This window comes from Bartonella sp. CL63NXGY (assembly GCF_042194905.1).
Lineage (GTDB): Bacteria > Pseudomonadota > Alphaproteobacteria > Rhizobiales > Rhizobiaceae > Bartonella.
In genome coordinates this window covers 1-16,768 of the sequence record NZ_JBHINK010000022.1, presented here as the reverse complement: position 1 = coordinate 16,768, position 16,768 = coordinate 1, and the positions used below count along the sequence as shown (strand labels likewise).

The following is a 16,768-nucleotide window of genomic DNA, read 5'->3' as shown; positions in this document are numbered from 1 at the left end:
CTGATGCTGTTCTCATAGCCAAAAATCACTTGCAGAGTGCTGTTGCTTGAGGGAACCTCTAAATCATTGCCACTATCATCAAACTCTGCTTCAAATGTATCGGCTTTATTATACAACACATTGATTTATAATGATAATTTACTGTTTTGTATATTGAATGAGAGACCCGAATATTGTAAGATTCTCTCATTTCAAATCTGTTTATATTGCTGAAGTATTTTTTTCAATTTTTTCCTCAATCGTATTGTGTAAAATTAAAATAATCGGGATAGCCATAAAACAACAGATCAAAATAAATAAGCTAAAAATACATATAAAAGTAAAGATATCAAACTCTCTGCCCCCATCCAATACTTGGATAATGACCTTATCCAACATCTGGATAACAAAGTCTACTGCCAAAATGATAACAAATATGCAGATGATTATTTTATAGTCCTTCGATGAAAGGACCATAACTTCTTTAAACGCTAAAACTTCAGATTCTTTATCAAATGCTGAAGAGACTTCCAAAACCTTATTATCTGGATTTTAAAGCGTCTCATGAAATGGTTATGTTTCTTGTATTGTCATACTGGTCTCATTTTTTTCTTTCATTTTCGGAGCGTGTTTCTGGTGATTCTCCATATCTTTTCCATCTATCTCTTTCCGCTCTTTGACAGTTTCTGTTACACAAAAAACAAAGAGTCCCTATAATAACCATAACGGATATGATGAGTACTATTGCAAATCCCACCGTTCATTCCTTTTTCAATGAAATCGTTGTTCATCATCTCATGCATTTTTCCTCATTTGCATTAATGAACAACTTTGCTGTTTTCTTATCGAGATATTTTCTTCAAATTTTGAAGCCTATTGTTTAAACTATCAACTTCGTGATTGAGCCTTTCAAGTTCTTTATTGAGTCCATCAACATGTCCATGATGTTCAGAAATCACTTCTAAGTAATGTAACATTTGAGACTGATTTTTATGCTTATTTGCTTCACCTAGCCCTCGAAAGGCTTCTGTCCTTTTCTCAACATGCTCAAATAAAGTAAAAGCCTTCTCGAGCCGCTCAAAAACCGCATCATTGCGTTTTAGAGTTGTTTGATATTTATAAGAAAGTTGTTTGTTGTTTGGCATATTTTTCAGCAATGCCAAATAGAGTTCCTGCTGTTCAAGAGCTATTCTCTTCAAGTCGTCTATCATCATATTCAATATTTTCATGGTATCGTTCCATCCCCGTTCAGCATTTTCTTTTTCAAACTCGACTGAATCCAACTTTTGAACAGCATCATCGCGCTCCCTAACCACTTTGGAACAAAATAATTTATCTATACCCGTATAGCCATGCGAGGTAGACAAAAAATATGGTAGCAAAAATATGATAAGCAATAAGCCTTCTCTAAACAGAACTTTTTTTGTAAACATTTTTTTATTTTTCTCTGAACACAACAATTTAAATAGACATATAAATTAATATCAAAATATTCATAATGAAATTTATTAAATCTATTTTAAATAATCTACAATAAAAATAAAAAATGATAAGTTGTACAACAATTAAATACGCTACACATAGAGTAAATCTATAAAAACTAATTTATTCAACAGAGTAGCCATGGAATTTTCTATCTAGTTTTATATCTCTAGAGGAGTAATTTAATCTTTTATCCATGACTTTAAAAGAGTTTAATACGATGCTATAAATAATTCAAAAATGATATTTTGATTAACAATCATATTAACAATGGTGAAATAATGAGTAGACAAAACAGATAAACACAACCAATGATATTGAAGGGTATAAAGGCTACTTTTAATATAGCTTTGTTTTTTATCAGCAGCAGTAAAAAGTTTGTGTTTTTTACAAAGATTAAAATTTATTCATTTTTTATCGTATATTTTATGCTATCTTCCTTAAATTAATTAAAAGATCATAGAGTATTAAACTGATAGAATGCATTTTTCTCAAGCGGCATTTTTAGAGAAATGTTGATTTAATCAGTGAAGACAAACAATGAGCAAAGTTATAATTTGAAAAGACAGTATATAATGTTTATGATCAATGATCTAAATTAGAGACATGAATTGGGGGAGTTTGATCTTTCTTACAGCACAGTAGCTCAAAAAAACAGTAGATGAAGTTTAAAATTCACCATTACCCATCATAAGATGAAAGCTTTCATCCCACGTTTGATTTTTTTAAACTATTTTCTTATCCTGTCTGTAATATCTAAAGAATATCTTCAAGCACTCATAAGCACTCTTTTAGGTTATCATTTCCATAATCAACGTAACGGTTATCGAGCTTCCATTAAAGATACTGTTTTGCAAAAGGAAATTGTCATTTCAGGATACAGAGGGATTTATGTATTTAGTCACAATATATCATGCACTCTTCCTCTTATATCAGGAATTTAATTCTTAATCGTAATGACGGGATTAAAAAGCACCTTGCGAGACAATCTTTTTAATAAATAAAGTAAAGATGAATTCTGAAAAAAACTTTTTTAGACGTAAAGTGATACGGAGAAACAGTCAGAAAGAAAGGGGGGGGGATTACAAATGTTGATGACTATAAAAAAAGATATCAAAAAATTACCAAAAACCGATTTATGGATCATTTGTGCTATTTCACCTAATCAGCAAAGAGAATGGATCAGTAAATGGTATATAAAAAATAAACAAGCCTCTATAAGTTCTAATTATGTCAATGATCTTGCCGTCCTAGGGTCATTTTACAGATCTAGACAAAATGATTGCTATGAAAGCAACAGCCCCACAAGCAACTCCCCTCAAAAGATGACAATCTCATTTATGAGGCTTATGTTGCTCCTCATAATCACTTTAAAATTGCATCATTTCCTCTCATTAATACGCTTTGAAGTCTCATATAGACTAAGGGACCTTTTTAATTTTGGGGTGGTTATGGAAAACAGCTTTCCACCGATCCCTGAATGGGGATATGAAACCGCTACCTTTTCACAGAAAAATATTCTTTTCAGTGGAAATTCTTATTGTACAATCTATGGAACAACACAATGAACAGACCACGCGCCCTTGCTCTCAACTATGGCTCCTATAATGCTGTCCGCATGCTGATCGGCGTTTACCATGCTATTTTTTTAATGTCCATGGGAGTTAGTCTGGCGCAATTAGCTCTGCTTCAGGTTGTCTTTTCCACCACTATTCTGCTGCTTGATTTTCCCTGCGCTGTTTTATCTGACAGATATCGACGTAAATATTCCGTTATGGCTGGGGTCTTTATGACAGGAGTATTTTATATTTTATGCCTTCAAGCTCCCAATATGACAGCACTTATTATTGCGCAAATTCTCTATGCAGCGGGCATTTGCATCATTGTCAGCGCCATTGACGGATGGATTTACCATTCTCTAGGCGATAAACAGGATCACTTTTCGCATTATGCTCATCTCTACCACCAGGTTAACTCTTTCGGAAGTATTCTCAGTGGGATTGTAGGAATTGGAACGATCTATTACTCTGGACAATATTTTATGGGATATATCATCTCATGCCTCATGATGGGATTTATTTTTTTGATATTCCTTATTGTTCCTGAAGAAAAGAAAACGACAATTGAAACGTCCAAAACAAAAACAATCTTGCACAATGCCAAGGAAACGCTCTGGATATTTCAAAATACAGTAGGAGGAGCATGGTTTATTTTCCTCATGTGCCTTTTTAGCGCTGGTATTCAGATTATTTATCATTTCTGGCAACCGATAATACTTTCAGGGGGAAAAATTCATCACCTCAACGGTTCGCAAATGCTCGTCTTGATGTGCTGCCATATTGGAGCCTTTTCAGCACAATATTTTTCAAATTTACTGATGTCTAAGTATCATGTTCTTGATAAAAAATATAAGAATTCTATAAAATATTTTTCCTTCTTTTCTGCTCTGATGTGCATAGCGCTCTATTTTTTAGTTCATAGCCATCAAACTGCTGCATCAGTCATCGCCTTCTCTTTAATCCATGGATTTATTTGCACTGTACCGATCGGGGCAAAAAGCTTATTTTTCTCAGAACTTAACCAAAAACAAACGCAACATATTTCCGGTATTGTTGGTGCTGTCTCTTTTAGCGGAAGAATATTTTCAATTACAGTATTGAGTATTATTTCTTTTCTTCCTGCAAAAGTTTCTCCATCTTACTACCTAATATTACCGACCATTACTTTTTTCATGTGTGGTTTGGTTGTCATGAGATGGATGAAACACTCTCAAAAGTCTCTGTGAGAGGAAAACCATAACATTTCACCCAGAATGTTTTCTTCTAAAAGAAATCGATACTTTTTTGAGAGCATTGCCACATCCAACTTTCAATATACAATGCAAATATAAAGCAACACATTGATTTATAATCATAATATACCAAACTTGAATATTGTAAGATTCTTTCTTTTCAAATCTATTTTTATGGTTGAAACAATCAAAATCATTTGCTTGCACATCATAAGTGGAGAAAGCCGTATAGATAAAAACAATTTAGAAAAGAAAAAATGCCTTTTATGAACTCTCATAGTTAAAATCTATAACAACAGGAAGGCAGATATATAATATGCCTCTTTGCATCTTCATAAGTATACAAATGGTGTGGCTTTATAAGGCTTTATGTGTCTCACAGAAACTTTTGTGTTTTATACCATTTACGAGGTGGCGTCGCAAAATGGGCTTATACACATTGCAAAGATATCTCTTTAAAACAAGTGCATAAATTGGCAACACAAGTATATTTGTGTTTAGAACATGCTTTTTATATGAGAGGCATAATCCCAACGGAATAAACAAAAGCGTGAGATACGCAATCTTCATTATTTAAAAGACACGACCATAGAGATTCATGAAAGTTGTAAAACTGAATTAATAAGATGATGATAAAAATGGGAGCTCATTTCCATCTTTTCCGCTTTCATATTTTTTTCAAAATTAAAAGATCCTTCCGTTTTTAGAAATAACTCGCTAACAGATATATACAATATTTTCTCCCCTATTTGATATATAAAAGCTGACATAACCGATAAAGCAGTAAACCATCTTAAATATTGATCTCAAATATGCCGTTGTATAAGGAATAGGTGTTGATTGACACGCAAAAGCAAAAGCTTAGTAAAACAACGTCATAAAATAATAAATATGCCACCAAACGATTGAAACGACATAGGGAGATCAAAAACACTTTGTAGAACCAAATCCGTAACATATCTAGCTTTACGGCCGCTTATTCTTACAAACGTTCATGCTGCTCCCCATATCCATAAAATAAATAAGCAATCCTTAGCTAAAAAATATGCAACGTCAATGTGATTGCTATAACAGAGCTTCGCTTTCTCCTTTATCAACAATAGCAATTTACATGAAACATCTTGCGCTTAAAATATCCCCCATTGGTTTTGCTTTAGTTTACACCATTAGAAAAGAAATTTTTGTAACTTGTTTCATGAAACATAAAATTAAAAATCAACACAGGAATTAAGAAAATGAGCAACCACACGCGCTGCTAATACAGGTATTACAATTTCGCACATAAATTTAGATAGAAGGAAGATAAAATAGCACCACTCTATAGCAGAGTAGCTGATAGAAAACGCCTAGCAAGAAAAGAAATCAAAAAACTTCACAAAATTGAGATTGGTAGAAAAGCAAATGAGCACAAATCACTGAAAACAAAATTCCTATACACAATCAACTGCTTTTATAACAATAGATGGCGGAGAGGAAGAGATTCGAACTCTCGAGAGCCTTTTGAGCCCTACTCCCTTAGCAGGGGAGCGCCTTCGACCACTCGGCCACCTCTCCAACAGAGAGGCATAAATGGTATCAACAGAAAGTTCAAGACATTTTCGATTTTTTTCCCAAATATCTGAAAATTTTTCTCCTATTGATCCCATAGGGAGCAAAAGTTAATAAAACAAGAATTGTGTCTTTTTTACCACAGCATCTCGAATAGTACATATATATATTACAAAAAGGTAATTTCATATTTGAAACTCTAAAAAGATTAGTTATAGCTAAGATAACAAGTGCTGCGTATTTTACTTATGTCTTTGTCCTTAATGCGTTAGGCAAATGGTACTCTTTAGAAGAAATTTAACCGGACCGCGGAGATCCCATATGAATATTAAATCCCTCTTTTTAAGCTCTACAGCAGCTTTTTTAGCAATTTCTGGAGCACATGCCGCTTCAACAGTTATCGCCGAACCCGAACCTGTAGAATATGTTCGCGTTTGTGATGCCTACGGAAAAGGATATTTCTATATCCCTGGAACAGAAACCTGCATGCGTTTATCAGGAAATGTTCGTACTGATTTTATAGGCGGTAATAATATCGATGCAACAACCGAAACTGAACTGAGAGACAAAAGAAAAACCTATGGCGCCGCATCACGGCTCACCCTTGTTTTTCAAGCAGCTTCTGAAACAGAAATGGGAACACTTCGTTCATATGCAAGAATTTATTCAAACTGGGGTGATGGTAGAGACAACGCTGCTGCAAAGCTTGCCGCGGCTTACATTGAACTGGGTGGTTTTCGCGTAGGTCTTGATGACACAATTTTCAACAGCTGGACTGGTGATTATGGAGATGTTCTCAATGATGACAGCATAGCGCCTGCCGGCACAACACGCACCAATTTTATTTCCTACACCTTTAATGGTGATTCCGGCTTTTCTGCTATTATCGGCGCTGAATTAGGCAATAATGCAGATTCTCTTCCAGGAATAACAGGATACTACATTGATAAAGATGATAAGCTTGTTTCTATCACTGAGGGTACTCTTCCAAGTAAAGCAATTAAAAATTACACCCCGAATGTGATTTTGGGTATAAAGTTCATGCAAAAATGGGGTGGTTTTTCAGCAGTTGCAGCATATGATGCTTACTACAAAAAGTGGGCTGGAAAAGTACGTGCAGATTTCAATGTCAACGATCGTTTCAATCTATGGGTAATGGCTGGTTATAAAAATGGCCTTGATTACTACACAGTAAATGAAAATGATGAATTATCACGACAAAGCACAACGATTTATGCAAACTGGGGTGGTAAATGGGCTGCTTGGGCGGGTGCCACTTACAAGCTTACTCCAAAAGCAAATTTGAATGCTCAAGTTTCTTATAGTGCTGTAAAAACCTTTGCAACTTCTGTAAATATTACATACACGCTGGTTCCAGGATTTGTGATTACACCTGAATTAACCTATGTTTCTTGGAATGATGATCGCGTTGTGACGGATAAAAATAATGATGAAAAACATTTATTCAATAAGAAAAGTGCTTTTCAAGGTATGATCCGTTTACAGCGTTCATTCTAATCCTATTTAAGCTACAGCTTTTAAAAACTGGCAACATGGTTTGCCAGTTTTTATTTTTGGAATCAAATATCATGAATATCTTTTCCTGATACGTATTGTCTTGTCTCTCGGAAAAAAACGACTTAGTTTCATAAAACTACTCTCAGAAGATTAACCCTTGATATGCTTGATAAGAGCACTGCATACGGGCGTTTACACATCACTTCAAACACAATCTCTTCCTTGCCCTTTAAAGCATGAGCAGACCCTTTTGCTTTATGACCAAATTGGTCTTTCTTAGCAATTTACTTCTAACCTTTGTTAATTTAGGTCATGAACTTCTCTGGTCAATTCTGTACTGAACAGATAAAATATTGAAAAAAACAAGACATCATTGTGTTTTTGATATGCCTGAATGTGTCTTCTATCAACACTCTAAAACACAATGTTTTATAACACGGCTTCATTAAAAAACTTAATCATCAAGAAACATGCTGTCAAAACGATGCAAATATTCCCTAAAGCAATAAAAGAGAAAAGCGATATATCTTCAAAAAATGAATTGACCTCTTCCCCTTCTAAAGAATAAAGCCTCCTATCAGGAGCAATCTGTAAATACCCCTATTTTTCCTGAACCTACATCACATTGATTTATAATCATAATTTATTATTTTTCATGTTTCAATCAACCAAAACCTTTCACTTGTACAACAAGCGGAGAGAGCCGTGTGAATAAAAACGAGTAAAGAAAACCCTTTTATGAATCGTTTTAAACTCCAAGGGCTATAGTAACATTGAGATCTGACAAAATGTACGATAGTGCTAGGCACTTTTATTAAGCATAAAAATGAGGATACACTTCATAGAGGATTTTAGATTATATTCTCTATAAACGTCGCTGTAAAATATGTGTTGTAATACGCATTAAAAGACATTGCTTTAAAACAAGCATGGAAATATACAACACAAGTCCATTTTATTTGAAGCGTTTTATCCTGCGTAAGGAGCATGCCATCATATACGCAACATCTTGACTTTACGCGTTTTTAAAGGAAGAAAAGAAACCGTAAAATTTAATCTCTGCAAATCATAAAGCATTCTATAGCTTTATGTTTCCATAAAACGCCTTATACCGTACAGGGGATTTTTTACACGATTAATGCCTTTTTTACATAAAGCCCATTGGCAAAAAGCAGCCTCTCTTGATAACAAAAAGGCTTACACGTAATCATAAGCCATATTTTCAATTAAAACGCATTGAATTCACGGAAAATACTTATCAACCAATGCATAAAGAATTGCTGCTGTTTCAACATCTAGAATCCCATCATAATTTTCTTGACGAAAATGAAGTTGAAATGCTCGGATCAAATCTTTGTATCCTGTTTGGGGACACGCAGCAGAAATGTCATATCCATAACATTTTAGCTTCGCCAAAACATCTTCTTTGGGTGGAAAGTTTTTAGAGAATTGCTCTTGATAATGACTTTTTAGTTCATCATCATACCATGCTCCTATACCTGCCTTATAAAGTTCTTTCCATGGAAAAGCTGCTCCTGGATCACTTTTTCTTCCAATGGCAATATCACTATGTCCCACCACATCAGTTGGCATAATATCGGGATACCGTTGAAGAATATTTAAGGCAAGTTCCTTAACGGCATCAATTTGTATTGGATTATAAGGAGGAAATATCCCCCCCTCATCATGATAAGCCATAAAACCAACTGTCTCTTCTGGAGACTCAGAATGACCCGTCGCTAAATTAACGATTTCAATCCCGATAGACGCATCATTGAGATGACTATGCCCAGCCCATGAACTCACACCCGCATGCCATGCACGCTCATTTTCATCGACCAGATTAAAAATACGCATGTCCTTAAAGCCTGCCTCACGATATGTCTGCTCTGAAGGATCAGGAACAAGATAGTGTGCACTAACCTTTTCTCCTGTAAGCGCCATAATCGAGGCTTTAAAATCAAGAGCCGTATAATGCATAACGAGAAAACGAACGCGACGATTAAAACTCTTGACAGAACGATAACTGTTGTAATCAATCTGATACATAAAAGCCCTTTCTTTGTTGCTTAAAAAGACCACTGCGCACCACAACAGATAGGACACGAACTGTTAAAATTTCGCAATGAACTTCCTAATCTAGATACTAAGAATTACGCCTAAAATTTGTTCATCAAAAACATTGACACTCTTATCAACAATTAAGACACATTTTTATTTCTCCCCCACACACGCGTAAAATGTTTTTAACCACATTCACAAATACACCGCATTAAATCTTTTCCCCAAACAAATTCCTACAAATTACCAATCGAAAGGAAAACAAAAGCGTAAAATGATCACTCATTAAATCTTCACGTCTTACAGAAAAAATAGTTCTTCCTGTTATCAAATTGAAAAATATCGCCCCTCGGAAGCGAACACCCAACGATCATGCAATCACACAAAAACTTAAAGGAAAAATTTTATGAGCTCTTTACAGCAATTTATTATCAGATCACGGAACGGCACATGTTCACAATAAAACTCTTCACGGACATATTGTTCAATAAAATTTGCAAAGCTTTCCTGTAAATGACACAATTTCTTGTCTTTTCACACCATCGCTTTTTGATTTACAAAGAATCTCAATTATCTACAACGCTTGAGGCACATGAAGTCTCTGGATTCCTTGTCATCAGCTCTATGAAATATAACATATTGATTTATAATCATAATTAATCATTATAAATATTGAATGTAGCGAACCTAATATCGTAAAGTTTTTCTTAATCTTGAATCACTCAAAGTCATTTAATGACACATCAAAAGAAAGTTTAACCTATAGATAAAAACCACTTAAGAAAATGATCAAAATACTTCTTATAATAGAACGTTTAATAATTTAAGAAATATTGTTACGTCCCCATAGAGGTTCATTTTTTCTTCTCAGTTTGCAAAACTCTTTTTAAGACAGCCCAAGCTGCATATTCTTGTAAGACGACACCTAAAAGTGGTCGCGTATAGGGAAAAGTAATATGATCCTCACCATAACCTTTCATCCGTATAGTCATCGTGGCATGTCCAAGGCTTTCTGCTTGATTTTCTAATGTCTCCAAAGAAGGCTCTAGGCTCACTTCAACCTCAAGCAGTGGAATATCTTGTTTACCTTTTTCTATGGGCTGAAAATATTCTAAAAGCCGCGGATCATTGGCAGACCAATGAACCTCAACGTGCATTGCTAATTGTTTACAAGCAGTAGTAACTTCTGCACCAACCAAATAGGGATGAAAATGATTTTCAAATTCTTCCACGAAATGTTGTTCCAAGGGCGCTTCTGATTGACCAACAAGCTGTACAAGAACATAGGGGCTTTTCCATAAAAAATGCCGTTCAAAGGGCTCATTTTCAAAATGATCATCCACCCACTGCGCAATTGTACTTTCATCAATTCCAATCAAAGTCCATGCATACCCCGCACGCGATACAGAAGAATATTTCTTCTCATTGTGTTCTAAATAATTCTCTAAAAGCGCAAGAGCCTGTGATGGTGGACCAGGCAAAACAACAAGCGTACTTCCATCGCAAGAGAGATAAAATCCTGGTGCTGTGCCTGTAGGATTATCAAGCACGGTTGCTGTCTCAGGAAACAATGCTTGACGCGCATTACTCTTATCCGCCGTAATCCCTAATCGTTGTAATTGACCTTTTATTGTTTGCCAAACATCTTCATGATGTAGTAAAGGCTGCTTTACAGCTTGAGCAACTCCATCGCGTGTTATGTCATCTGATGTTGGTCCCAATCCCCCACTGATAATGATAAGATCTTCTTGTCCAAGACAAGCAACAACAGTCTCACTGATTTGCTGTAATTGATCAGCACAAACAAAATGACGTGTGACTTGAATATTTCTCTTGTTCAAGCTTTGGCTTAAATCTTGTAAATTCGTATTCAAATATTGTCCTGAAAGGAGTTCATCACCAACAGTGATAATCGCCGCACGACAAACAAAGACAGGCTTCACAAGAGAATTGCGAACAGCTTCAGCCATTTGACGGGTAGAGGCGACACCTCCAAGATCATAGGTAACGGTTTTTCCAGCACGAATAACCTGATCAACACTCTCAGATAATTGTTTTGCTGCATCTTTAAAGCCTAAATGCTCTAAGAGTAAAGCCGTGGTATAAAGCATCGCAGAAGGATTTGCTTTATTTTGTCCAGCAATACGTGGTGCGCTTCCATGAACAGGTTCAAAACAAACAATCTCGCTCCCCACATTCGCATGAGATGCAAGCCCCAATCCCCCCATTATCCCAGAGCCAAGATCAGAGAGAATATTGCCAAACATGTTTTCAGCAACAATCACACCAAACCGCTCTGGCTTGGTTGCAATCCACAAAGCAACCGCATCAACATTATGAATATCTGCTTCAATTTCCGGATAGTTTTGCGCAATTTTCTCAAAAATTTCCTGAGCAAATTGTCCACTTTCTCGCATAACATTGGGCTTATCAGCAAAAGTAACGCGCTTAAAGCCATATTTCCTCGCATAAGAAAAAGCGTATTCAAATAACCGCTCTAAACCAAAGCGTGTCTGCAAACGGACTGTCCACGCAGCTTCCTCAAGCCCATATTTTGTCAAATTTGGATGTTTTAGCCAAACGGCTTTTTCAGGAGAAATACCCCGAAAATCCAATCCAGCATAAAGGCCTTCACTATTTTCTCTGATAACACAAAAATGAAAAGGTTTTCTCGGACCAAAGATGTATCTTACAGGACGTATATTTGCAAACAAACCTAACTTTTGGCGAAGTTGAAGTGCGGGAGCAACATAGGCAAGGTTTTTCTCTTTTAAATGCGGTGCAAGTTCTTTTAAAGCCGCTTCTTTTCCTTTATTGGTCACAGCACCAAGTAAAATAGCATCACTCTGAGTAATTTTTTGCCAAGTCGCTTGAGGGACAGAATTTCCTTCCTGTTTCCAACATTCAAAACCAATATCACCATAAGTCAATTCAATCGGCAATTGAAATTGCTCTAAAACCATCAACGCAGCATCACAAACCTCTGGTCCTATCCCATCACCAGGTAAGACAAGAACTTTCTTTTTCATAGTCCCTCCATCCACTCATCAATGACTGCATCCGTCATAGTAGGATTATCCTCCCACAAACGCGTACCAGCACCAGAGATAAGCTTATATTCATGGTTCAGATTATGACTTTTTGTCTGATTATCTACCGTTGCAAGTTGCGACTTTTCTCCCACTAAAGCTAAAAACTTCCCCTTATACTTAACTATTTCATCTCTAGCATCTATTTCTAATAAGAGTTTAAACCCTCTTGTCATGCGTTCAATTGCCACGCTTTTTTGTTTATCGGGAATCTCCAATAAAACTCTTTTTTTCATAATGCCAGAAGGATGCATAAAACCATTGAGTATTTCCAAAGCCCCCGATAAATCATTATTTTCTAAGGAGGCAAGAATATCTCCAAGGCGCCGTTGCAAAACCTTATCTGGATAGCCAGGTGCATTCACAGCAAGCACAGCTTGAACATTGGGAAGCTGGGCTGCCAATATTTGTACCAATGTTCCAGCCATAGAAAATCCCACAAGCACTGCGGGCTCTTTAAAATAGCTTTTAAGTTTTTCTGCCATAAAAGATAAAATGTCTACAGCAGAATAATTGAGAACATGAGAACCCTTAGGAAAAAGAGAAAGCGTATCCAGCAGAGCGACAGGGAATCCTTTTGTTGAACATAGCTTTGTCAATGGAGAACAAAAAACACCACCATCCCAAATTGGCATTACAGGAGAAAGAATAATAATAGGAAGTCCCATTGATCAATTCCTCCCCTTATTTTTAAACATGCATTAGAGCCAGAACTTTTCCTACCCAATATAATGAAAATATGTTGAAATTCTATGCTCATATTCTCCCCTCATAATAATCGATTTGTTAAACTCAAACTAAGCTTGTAACAAATTTTAAACCCACTCAATCCAGAAACTTAATAAAAAAATTCATCTAATGTACAGGTGCCCCATTTGTGTAAAACATCAAAAGCATTTCCGCATAATGCTTTCTTTTTATCATTTCACTCAGCTTATTTCTGAAGTCATAAAATGACGCGCTTTTTGAATATAAATGATAAAACCAATCATACAACACACAGCTAACAAAGTTGCCATAGCCCGTGGGCTATGACCAGAGATTTTTCCGATAACCGCTGCACTGAGTGCCGCACTTCCTAATTGCAAAGATCCCATAACACCAGAAGCCGCTCCCGCAGCTTTCGGATGCGATGAAATAGCCAACGCTGTTCCTAACGGCAATAAAAAACCATTTCCAAAAGTAAGAACAGCAATAGCCATAAAACTTGTCACAAGAGGCCATGGGCTTAGATACATTTGCAAAGCAAACAGCACACCACCTATCACAAAAATAATGTACCCTCTGCCCACAGTCTTTTCCATAGACTCGCGTTCAAAAAACCATCGCGCCAAAAGATTTCCCAGAATATAGGGAAACGAAACACCAATATAGCTATAACTAATGTGTATCGGCGATAACCCCAAAGTCGTGAGTAAAAAAGGCGACTCCACAATATAAGCAAAATAGGCAGCGTAAGAAAAACACGGAATAAGTGCATAAAAAATAAATTGTTTATTTCTGAAAACACCTAAATATGCCTTCATCAATCCTATAGGAGAAAAATGCTGCCGCCTTTGAGGGGGTAGAGTTTCGCTTAGCACAAAACAACATAGCAAAATGGTCAAAAATATAAAAAAGCTTAAAAAGATAAAAGTTGCCTGCCAATGAAAAGCCTGTATCAAAAGTCCACCAATGAAAGGTGCAAGCGCTGGTGACATTCCAATAAAAGGGAAAACAATCAAATAAAGTTTTCCAGCCGCTTTTTTATCCAACAAATCATTGATAATTGCACGACTTAAGACAAGTCCCGCACAAGCACCAAGACCTTGCAAAAAACGTAACACAAGAAAAGCGTGAATATGAACCGTATAAATCACACCAAGTGTCGTAAATAACCACAAGAATAAGCCCAATAGAAGTGTTTTTTTACGCCCAAAATTATCACTCAGCGGCCCATAAATGAGCTGTCCAAGTGCCAATGCCAACAAAAAAACCGCCACTGCACTTTGAATTTGAGATTGTGTCACTTGATAATATTGACGCATATCGCCCAGTGCTGGTAAAAAAATATCGGTAGAAATCAAACCTCCTGTTGATAAACATACGATAAGTATAATGAATGGTAATGTATATTTATGTTTCATCAGGAAAGTCACATTTCTTAAATTTAAAAATATTTAAATTTTACGTTTATAGAAAAATAATAATTTATATTTATAAATATAAAGCTATTTTAACTTTATCCACAGGGAATAAAATAATCAATTTTCTTTATTCTTTTACTTTATTCGAGAATAATTCAGCTTGTTGATACATAAATCCAGTGTATGATCCGCACGCACACACTCAACACGTAAATAAACACTTAGTGCTTCACTTTATAATTAATTTTAAAGCATAGCAAATCGCAATTTTAAAACTATACGCAAAAGAAGCTAAAAGATCAAAACTCCCCTTTAGAGATATATTTCCCAATCCGAAATAGCGCATTTTGTTGTATTCATGTTGCCCTATCTTCATCAGCTTTTTTCATTGATATCATCAACAAAAACGCTCCCAAACTCTATCCCTCTCCATGATAACAACATCACTTTCCCGACAACATCTTTTATCAGAATTGGTTTACAACGCTCAAAGAAAAAAGAAGCCACAAACTCCCTTTCCTCAAAACTCCCCACGCAAATATTATTGTAACAATACAGCATATAATAATGGCTCATGGAGAAGTCTTTATCAACACAAATAATTGAGCAAATAAACTTAATAGCCCACTAATATCATCCACTAATATCATAAAGCAAATTGTGCTTCTATCTCGCTCTAAAATCTAAATTCATCTTGTCCATTTTGTTAGAATTTCATTCTACATAGCCAGCACAAAGTTTATTGCCTAAGCTATTGACAAACATGATATAATAAAAATTTGATAAATCATTCTGCATCTAATGTAGAAAGCAAGGAGAAGCTAGTAATGAATATAACAGAACGAGCCACGTACCAATTACTTGGACCTATTAAAGTGGAAGGAAAGACATACACAGAAATCACCTTACGCCGCCCGAAATTTAAAGACTTAAAAGCAATACAGAGCAAAGAAGGCGACGAGCAATCGATTGAAATGATCGCATGTCTTTCAGGGTGGTCCTATAATGCCATCAGTAAACTTGGTGTTCGTGATTTTTTAAACATTAAAGACATTGACGGGCCTTTAATAAAAGAATGACTAAAAGAGTTTGATAAAATGCTAAACAAAGTAAATGCACCCATAAAAAGCATAATGGATGAATGTATTTTAATCGACAGTAAACCCGAAAAACGCACAAGTAACCTTTACACAAATACATTTGAAACAGAAGACATGACAACTGCAAATGCAAAAGTGAAAACCTGTAGCACCTATGAACCGATTACAGTTCATAATCCCTACGTCATAAAGGTGGAACGCATGACCTTTACAAAAGGCACTTTCTTAGTACAAGATGGTCCATCGAACCAAATTTATCTCTCAAATCAAAGTGCTCTTACATCGTATAAAAAAACTGCGGGCGAAACTAAAAAACAACCTTTGGAGAGAATCTCAAAACTTTTGGACATTGTCTCAAAACTTTTCAACTTTCCTCTCTGGTTTTGGGAGTTTTTACTCAAAGAACTTAGAAAATTTTTCTAGCATTGTTTTGATATAGAGCAATAAGAGAAGGAAAAACAGCTTAGAACACTAATGTTTCTTCCTTCTCTTTTATCTCTCATAGCTTTTTGAATTGAATACTTTTGATATTTATTTTGAATAATTGAAGCATTCTTTTAATTATAAGTACAATATAAAAAACTAAAATTTTAGAAGACGCGCTGTTTTTACAAAAAAATGAATAATAAAATAAAGACTCCAGAATTTTACTTTTTACCTTCAAACATAATCAATGATGGAAAAGCGTTTACAAAGTTTTCCTCAAGCAGTATCTGGGACATTACTTGAAAGAAAAGCATTAAGAGAGCTTACTTTTAAGCTAAGGGGGAAAGATTAAACTTCACAACGACATTCAATCTTTTAAACATTGCAGTACAGAACGGGAAAAGAGAGCCATTCCTTTATTCCTCATAGACCGTTTATCCCCCCATCAACTAAAATTCTCGATAAACTGGTATTATCAGTTCTAGACTGGAGTCATGTAAGAAGAATTTTAAGTTAATGATCACCGTCTTGTTTTCGATGTTTTCTGTCCTTTTTGGCGCATATCTATTCACTTTTGGAACATAATTTGCAAAAAGGCATTGTATCTCCAGCATATTCAAGGAGATAAAACATGGAAACTCGCATTCC

9 protein-coding genes, 1 tRNA gene and 1 pseudogene are annotated in these 16,768 nt (G+C 35.6%); 4 read left to right on the top strand and 7 right to left on the bottom strand.

Going from position 1 to position 16,768, the window contains the following annotated elements:
* Positions 1-110 (bottom strand): annotated as a pseudogene (locus ACFIK0_RS08355) (late control protein); the annotation flags it as partial.
* Between the two features lie 711 nt (positions 111-821).
* Positions 822-1,412 (bottom strand): DUF5930 domain-containing protein, encoded by a 591-nt coding sequence (locus ACFIK0_RS08350; RefSeq protein ID WP_375637843.1) that lies wholly within the window; start codon positions 1,410-1,412, stop codon positions 822-824.
* Between the two features lie 1,613 nt (positions 1,413-3,025).
* Between ACFIK0_RS08350 and ACFIK0_RS08345 the strand changes: the two genes are divergently transcribed.
* Positions 3,026-4,246, top strand: coding sequence for an MFS transporter (locus ACFIK0_RS08345; RefSeq protein WP_375643664.1), 1,221 nt, complete (start codon positions 3,026-3,028; stop codon positions 4,244-4,246).
* 1,469 nt (positions 4,247-5,715) lie between these two features.
* On the opposite strand, the gene ACFIK0_RS08340 is transcribed toward ACFIK0_RS08345, so the two are convergent.
* Positions 5,716-5,806, bottom strand: a tRNA-Ser gene (locus ACFIK0_RS08340).
* Positions 5,807-6,121: 315 nt separating this feature from the next.
* Here ACFIK0_RS08340 and ACFIK0_RS08335 point away from each other — a divergent pair.
* On the top strand, positions 6,122-7,318 hold the full coding sequence (locus ACFIK0_RS08335) for a porin (RefSeq protein ID WP_375663795.1): 1,197 nt from the start codon (positions 6,122-6,124) through the stop codon (positions 7,316-7,318).
* 1,242 nt (positions 7,319-8,560) lie between these two features.
* On the opposite strand, the gene ACFIK0_RS08330 is transcribed toward ACFIK0_RS08335, so the two are convergent.
* The 4 genes from ACFIK0_RS08330 to ACFIK0_RS08315 all read right to left on the bottom strand — a co-directional run bounded on the left by ACFIK0_RS08330 (position 8,561) and on the right by ACFIK0_RS08315 (position 14,594).
* The gene (locus ACFIK0_RS08330) at positions 8,561-9,367 is read right to left on the bottom strand and encodes an N-acetylmuramoyl-L-alanine amidase (RefSeq protein ID WP_273791536.1); all 807 of its coding nucleotides are present in this window, start codon (positions 9,365-9,367) and stop codon (positions 8,561-8,563) included.
* An 866-nt stretch (positions 9,368-10,233) separates the two neighbouring features.
* The gene (locus ACFIK0_RS08325; RefSeq protein ID WP_375663794.1) at positions 10,234-12,408 is read right to left on the bottom strand and encodes an isocitrate/isopropylmalate family dehydrogenase; all 2,175 of its coding nucleotides are present in this window, start codon (positions 12,406-12,408) and stop codon (positions 10,234-10,236) included.
* The gene (locus ACFIK0_RS08320; protein WP_375637840.1) at positions 12,405-13,136 is read right to left on the bottom strand and encodes an alpha/beta fold hydrolase; all 732 of its coding nucleotides are present in this window, start codon (positions 13,134-13,136) and stop codon (positions 12,405-12,407) included. Before ACFIK0_RS08320 ends, ACFIK0_RS08325 begins: the two co-directional genes overlap by 4 nt.
* Positions 13,137-13,397: 261 nt before the next feature.
* Positions 13,398-14,594, bottom strand: a complete 1,197-nt coding sequence (locus tag ACFIK0_RS08315; protein ID WP_375643657.1) for a multidrug effflux MFS transporter — start codon at positions 14,592-14,594, stop codon at positions 13,398-13,400.
* A gap of 827 nt (positions 14,595-15,421) precedes the next feature.
* Between ACFIK0_RS08315 and ACFIK0_RS08310 the strand changes: the two genes are divergently transcribed.
* Positions 15,422-15,673 carry a phage tail assembly protein gene (locus tag ACFIK0_RS08310; protein ID WP_375663793.1) on the top strand — a complete coding sequence of 84 codons (252 nt, stop codon included), beginning with the start codon at positions 15,422-15,424 and terminating at the stop codon, positions 15,671-15,673.
* An 18-nt stretch (positions 15,674-15,691) separates the two neighbouring features.
* Entirely contained in the window at positions 15,692-16,117 is a 426-nt protein-coding gene (locus ACFIK0_RS08305; protein WP_375663792.1) for a hypothetical protein, read from the top strand.
* Positions 16,118-16,768 lie beyond the last annotated feature (651 nt).

Coding starts and splice junctions, on each gene's coding strand:
- ACFIK0_RS08330 (WP_273791536.1), bottom strand. CDS start 9,367: ATGTATCAGATTGATTACAACAGTTATCGTTCTGTCAAGAGTTTTAAT.
- ACFIK0_RS08310 (WP_375663793.1), top strand. CDS start 15,422: ATGAATATAACAGAACGAGCCACGTACCAATTACTTGGACCTATTAAA.
- ACFIK0_RS08315 (WP_375643657.1), bottom strand. CDS start 14,594: ATGAAACATAAATATACATTACCATTCATTATACTTATCGTATGTTTA.
- ACFIK0_RS08325 (WP_375663794.1), bottom strand. CDS start 12,408: ATGAAAAAGAAAGTTCTTGTCTTACCTGGTGATGGGATAGGACCAGAG.
- ACFIK0_RS08335 (WP_375663795.1), top strand. CDS start 6,122: ATGAATATTAAATCCCTCTTTTTAAGCTCTACAGCAGCTTTTTTAGCA.
- ACFIK0_RS08320 (WP_375637840.1), bottom strand. CDS start 13,136: ATGGGACTTCCTATTATTATTCTTTCTCCTGTAATGCCAATTTGGGAT.
- ACFIK0_RS08350 (WP_375637843.1), bottom strand. CDS start 1,412: ATGTTTACAAAAAAAGTTCTGTTTAGAGAAGGCTTATTGCTTATCATA.
- ACFIK0_RS08305 (WP_375663792.1), top strand. CDS start 15,692: ATGCTAAACAAAGTAAATGCACCCATAAAAAGCATAATGGATGAATGT.
- ACFIK0_RS08345 (WP_375643664.1), top strand. CDS start 3,026: ATGAACAGACCACGCGCCCTTGCTCTCAACTATGGCTCCTATAATGCT.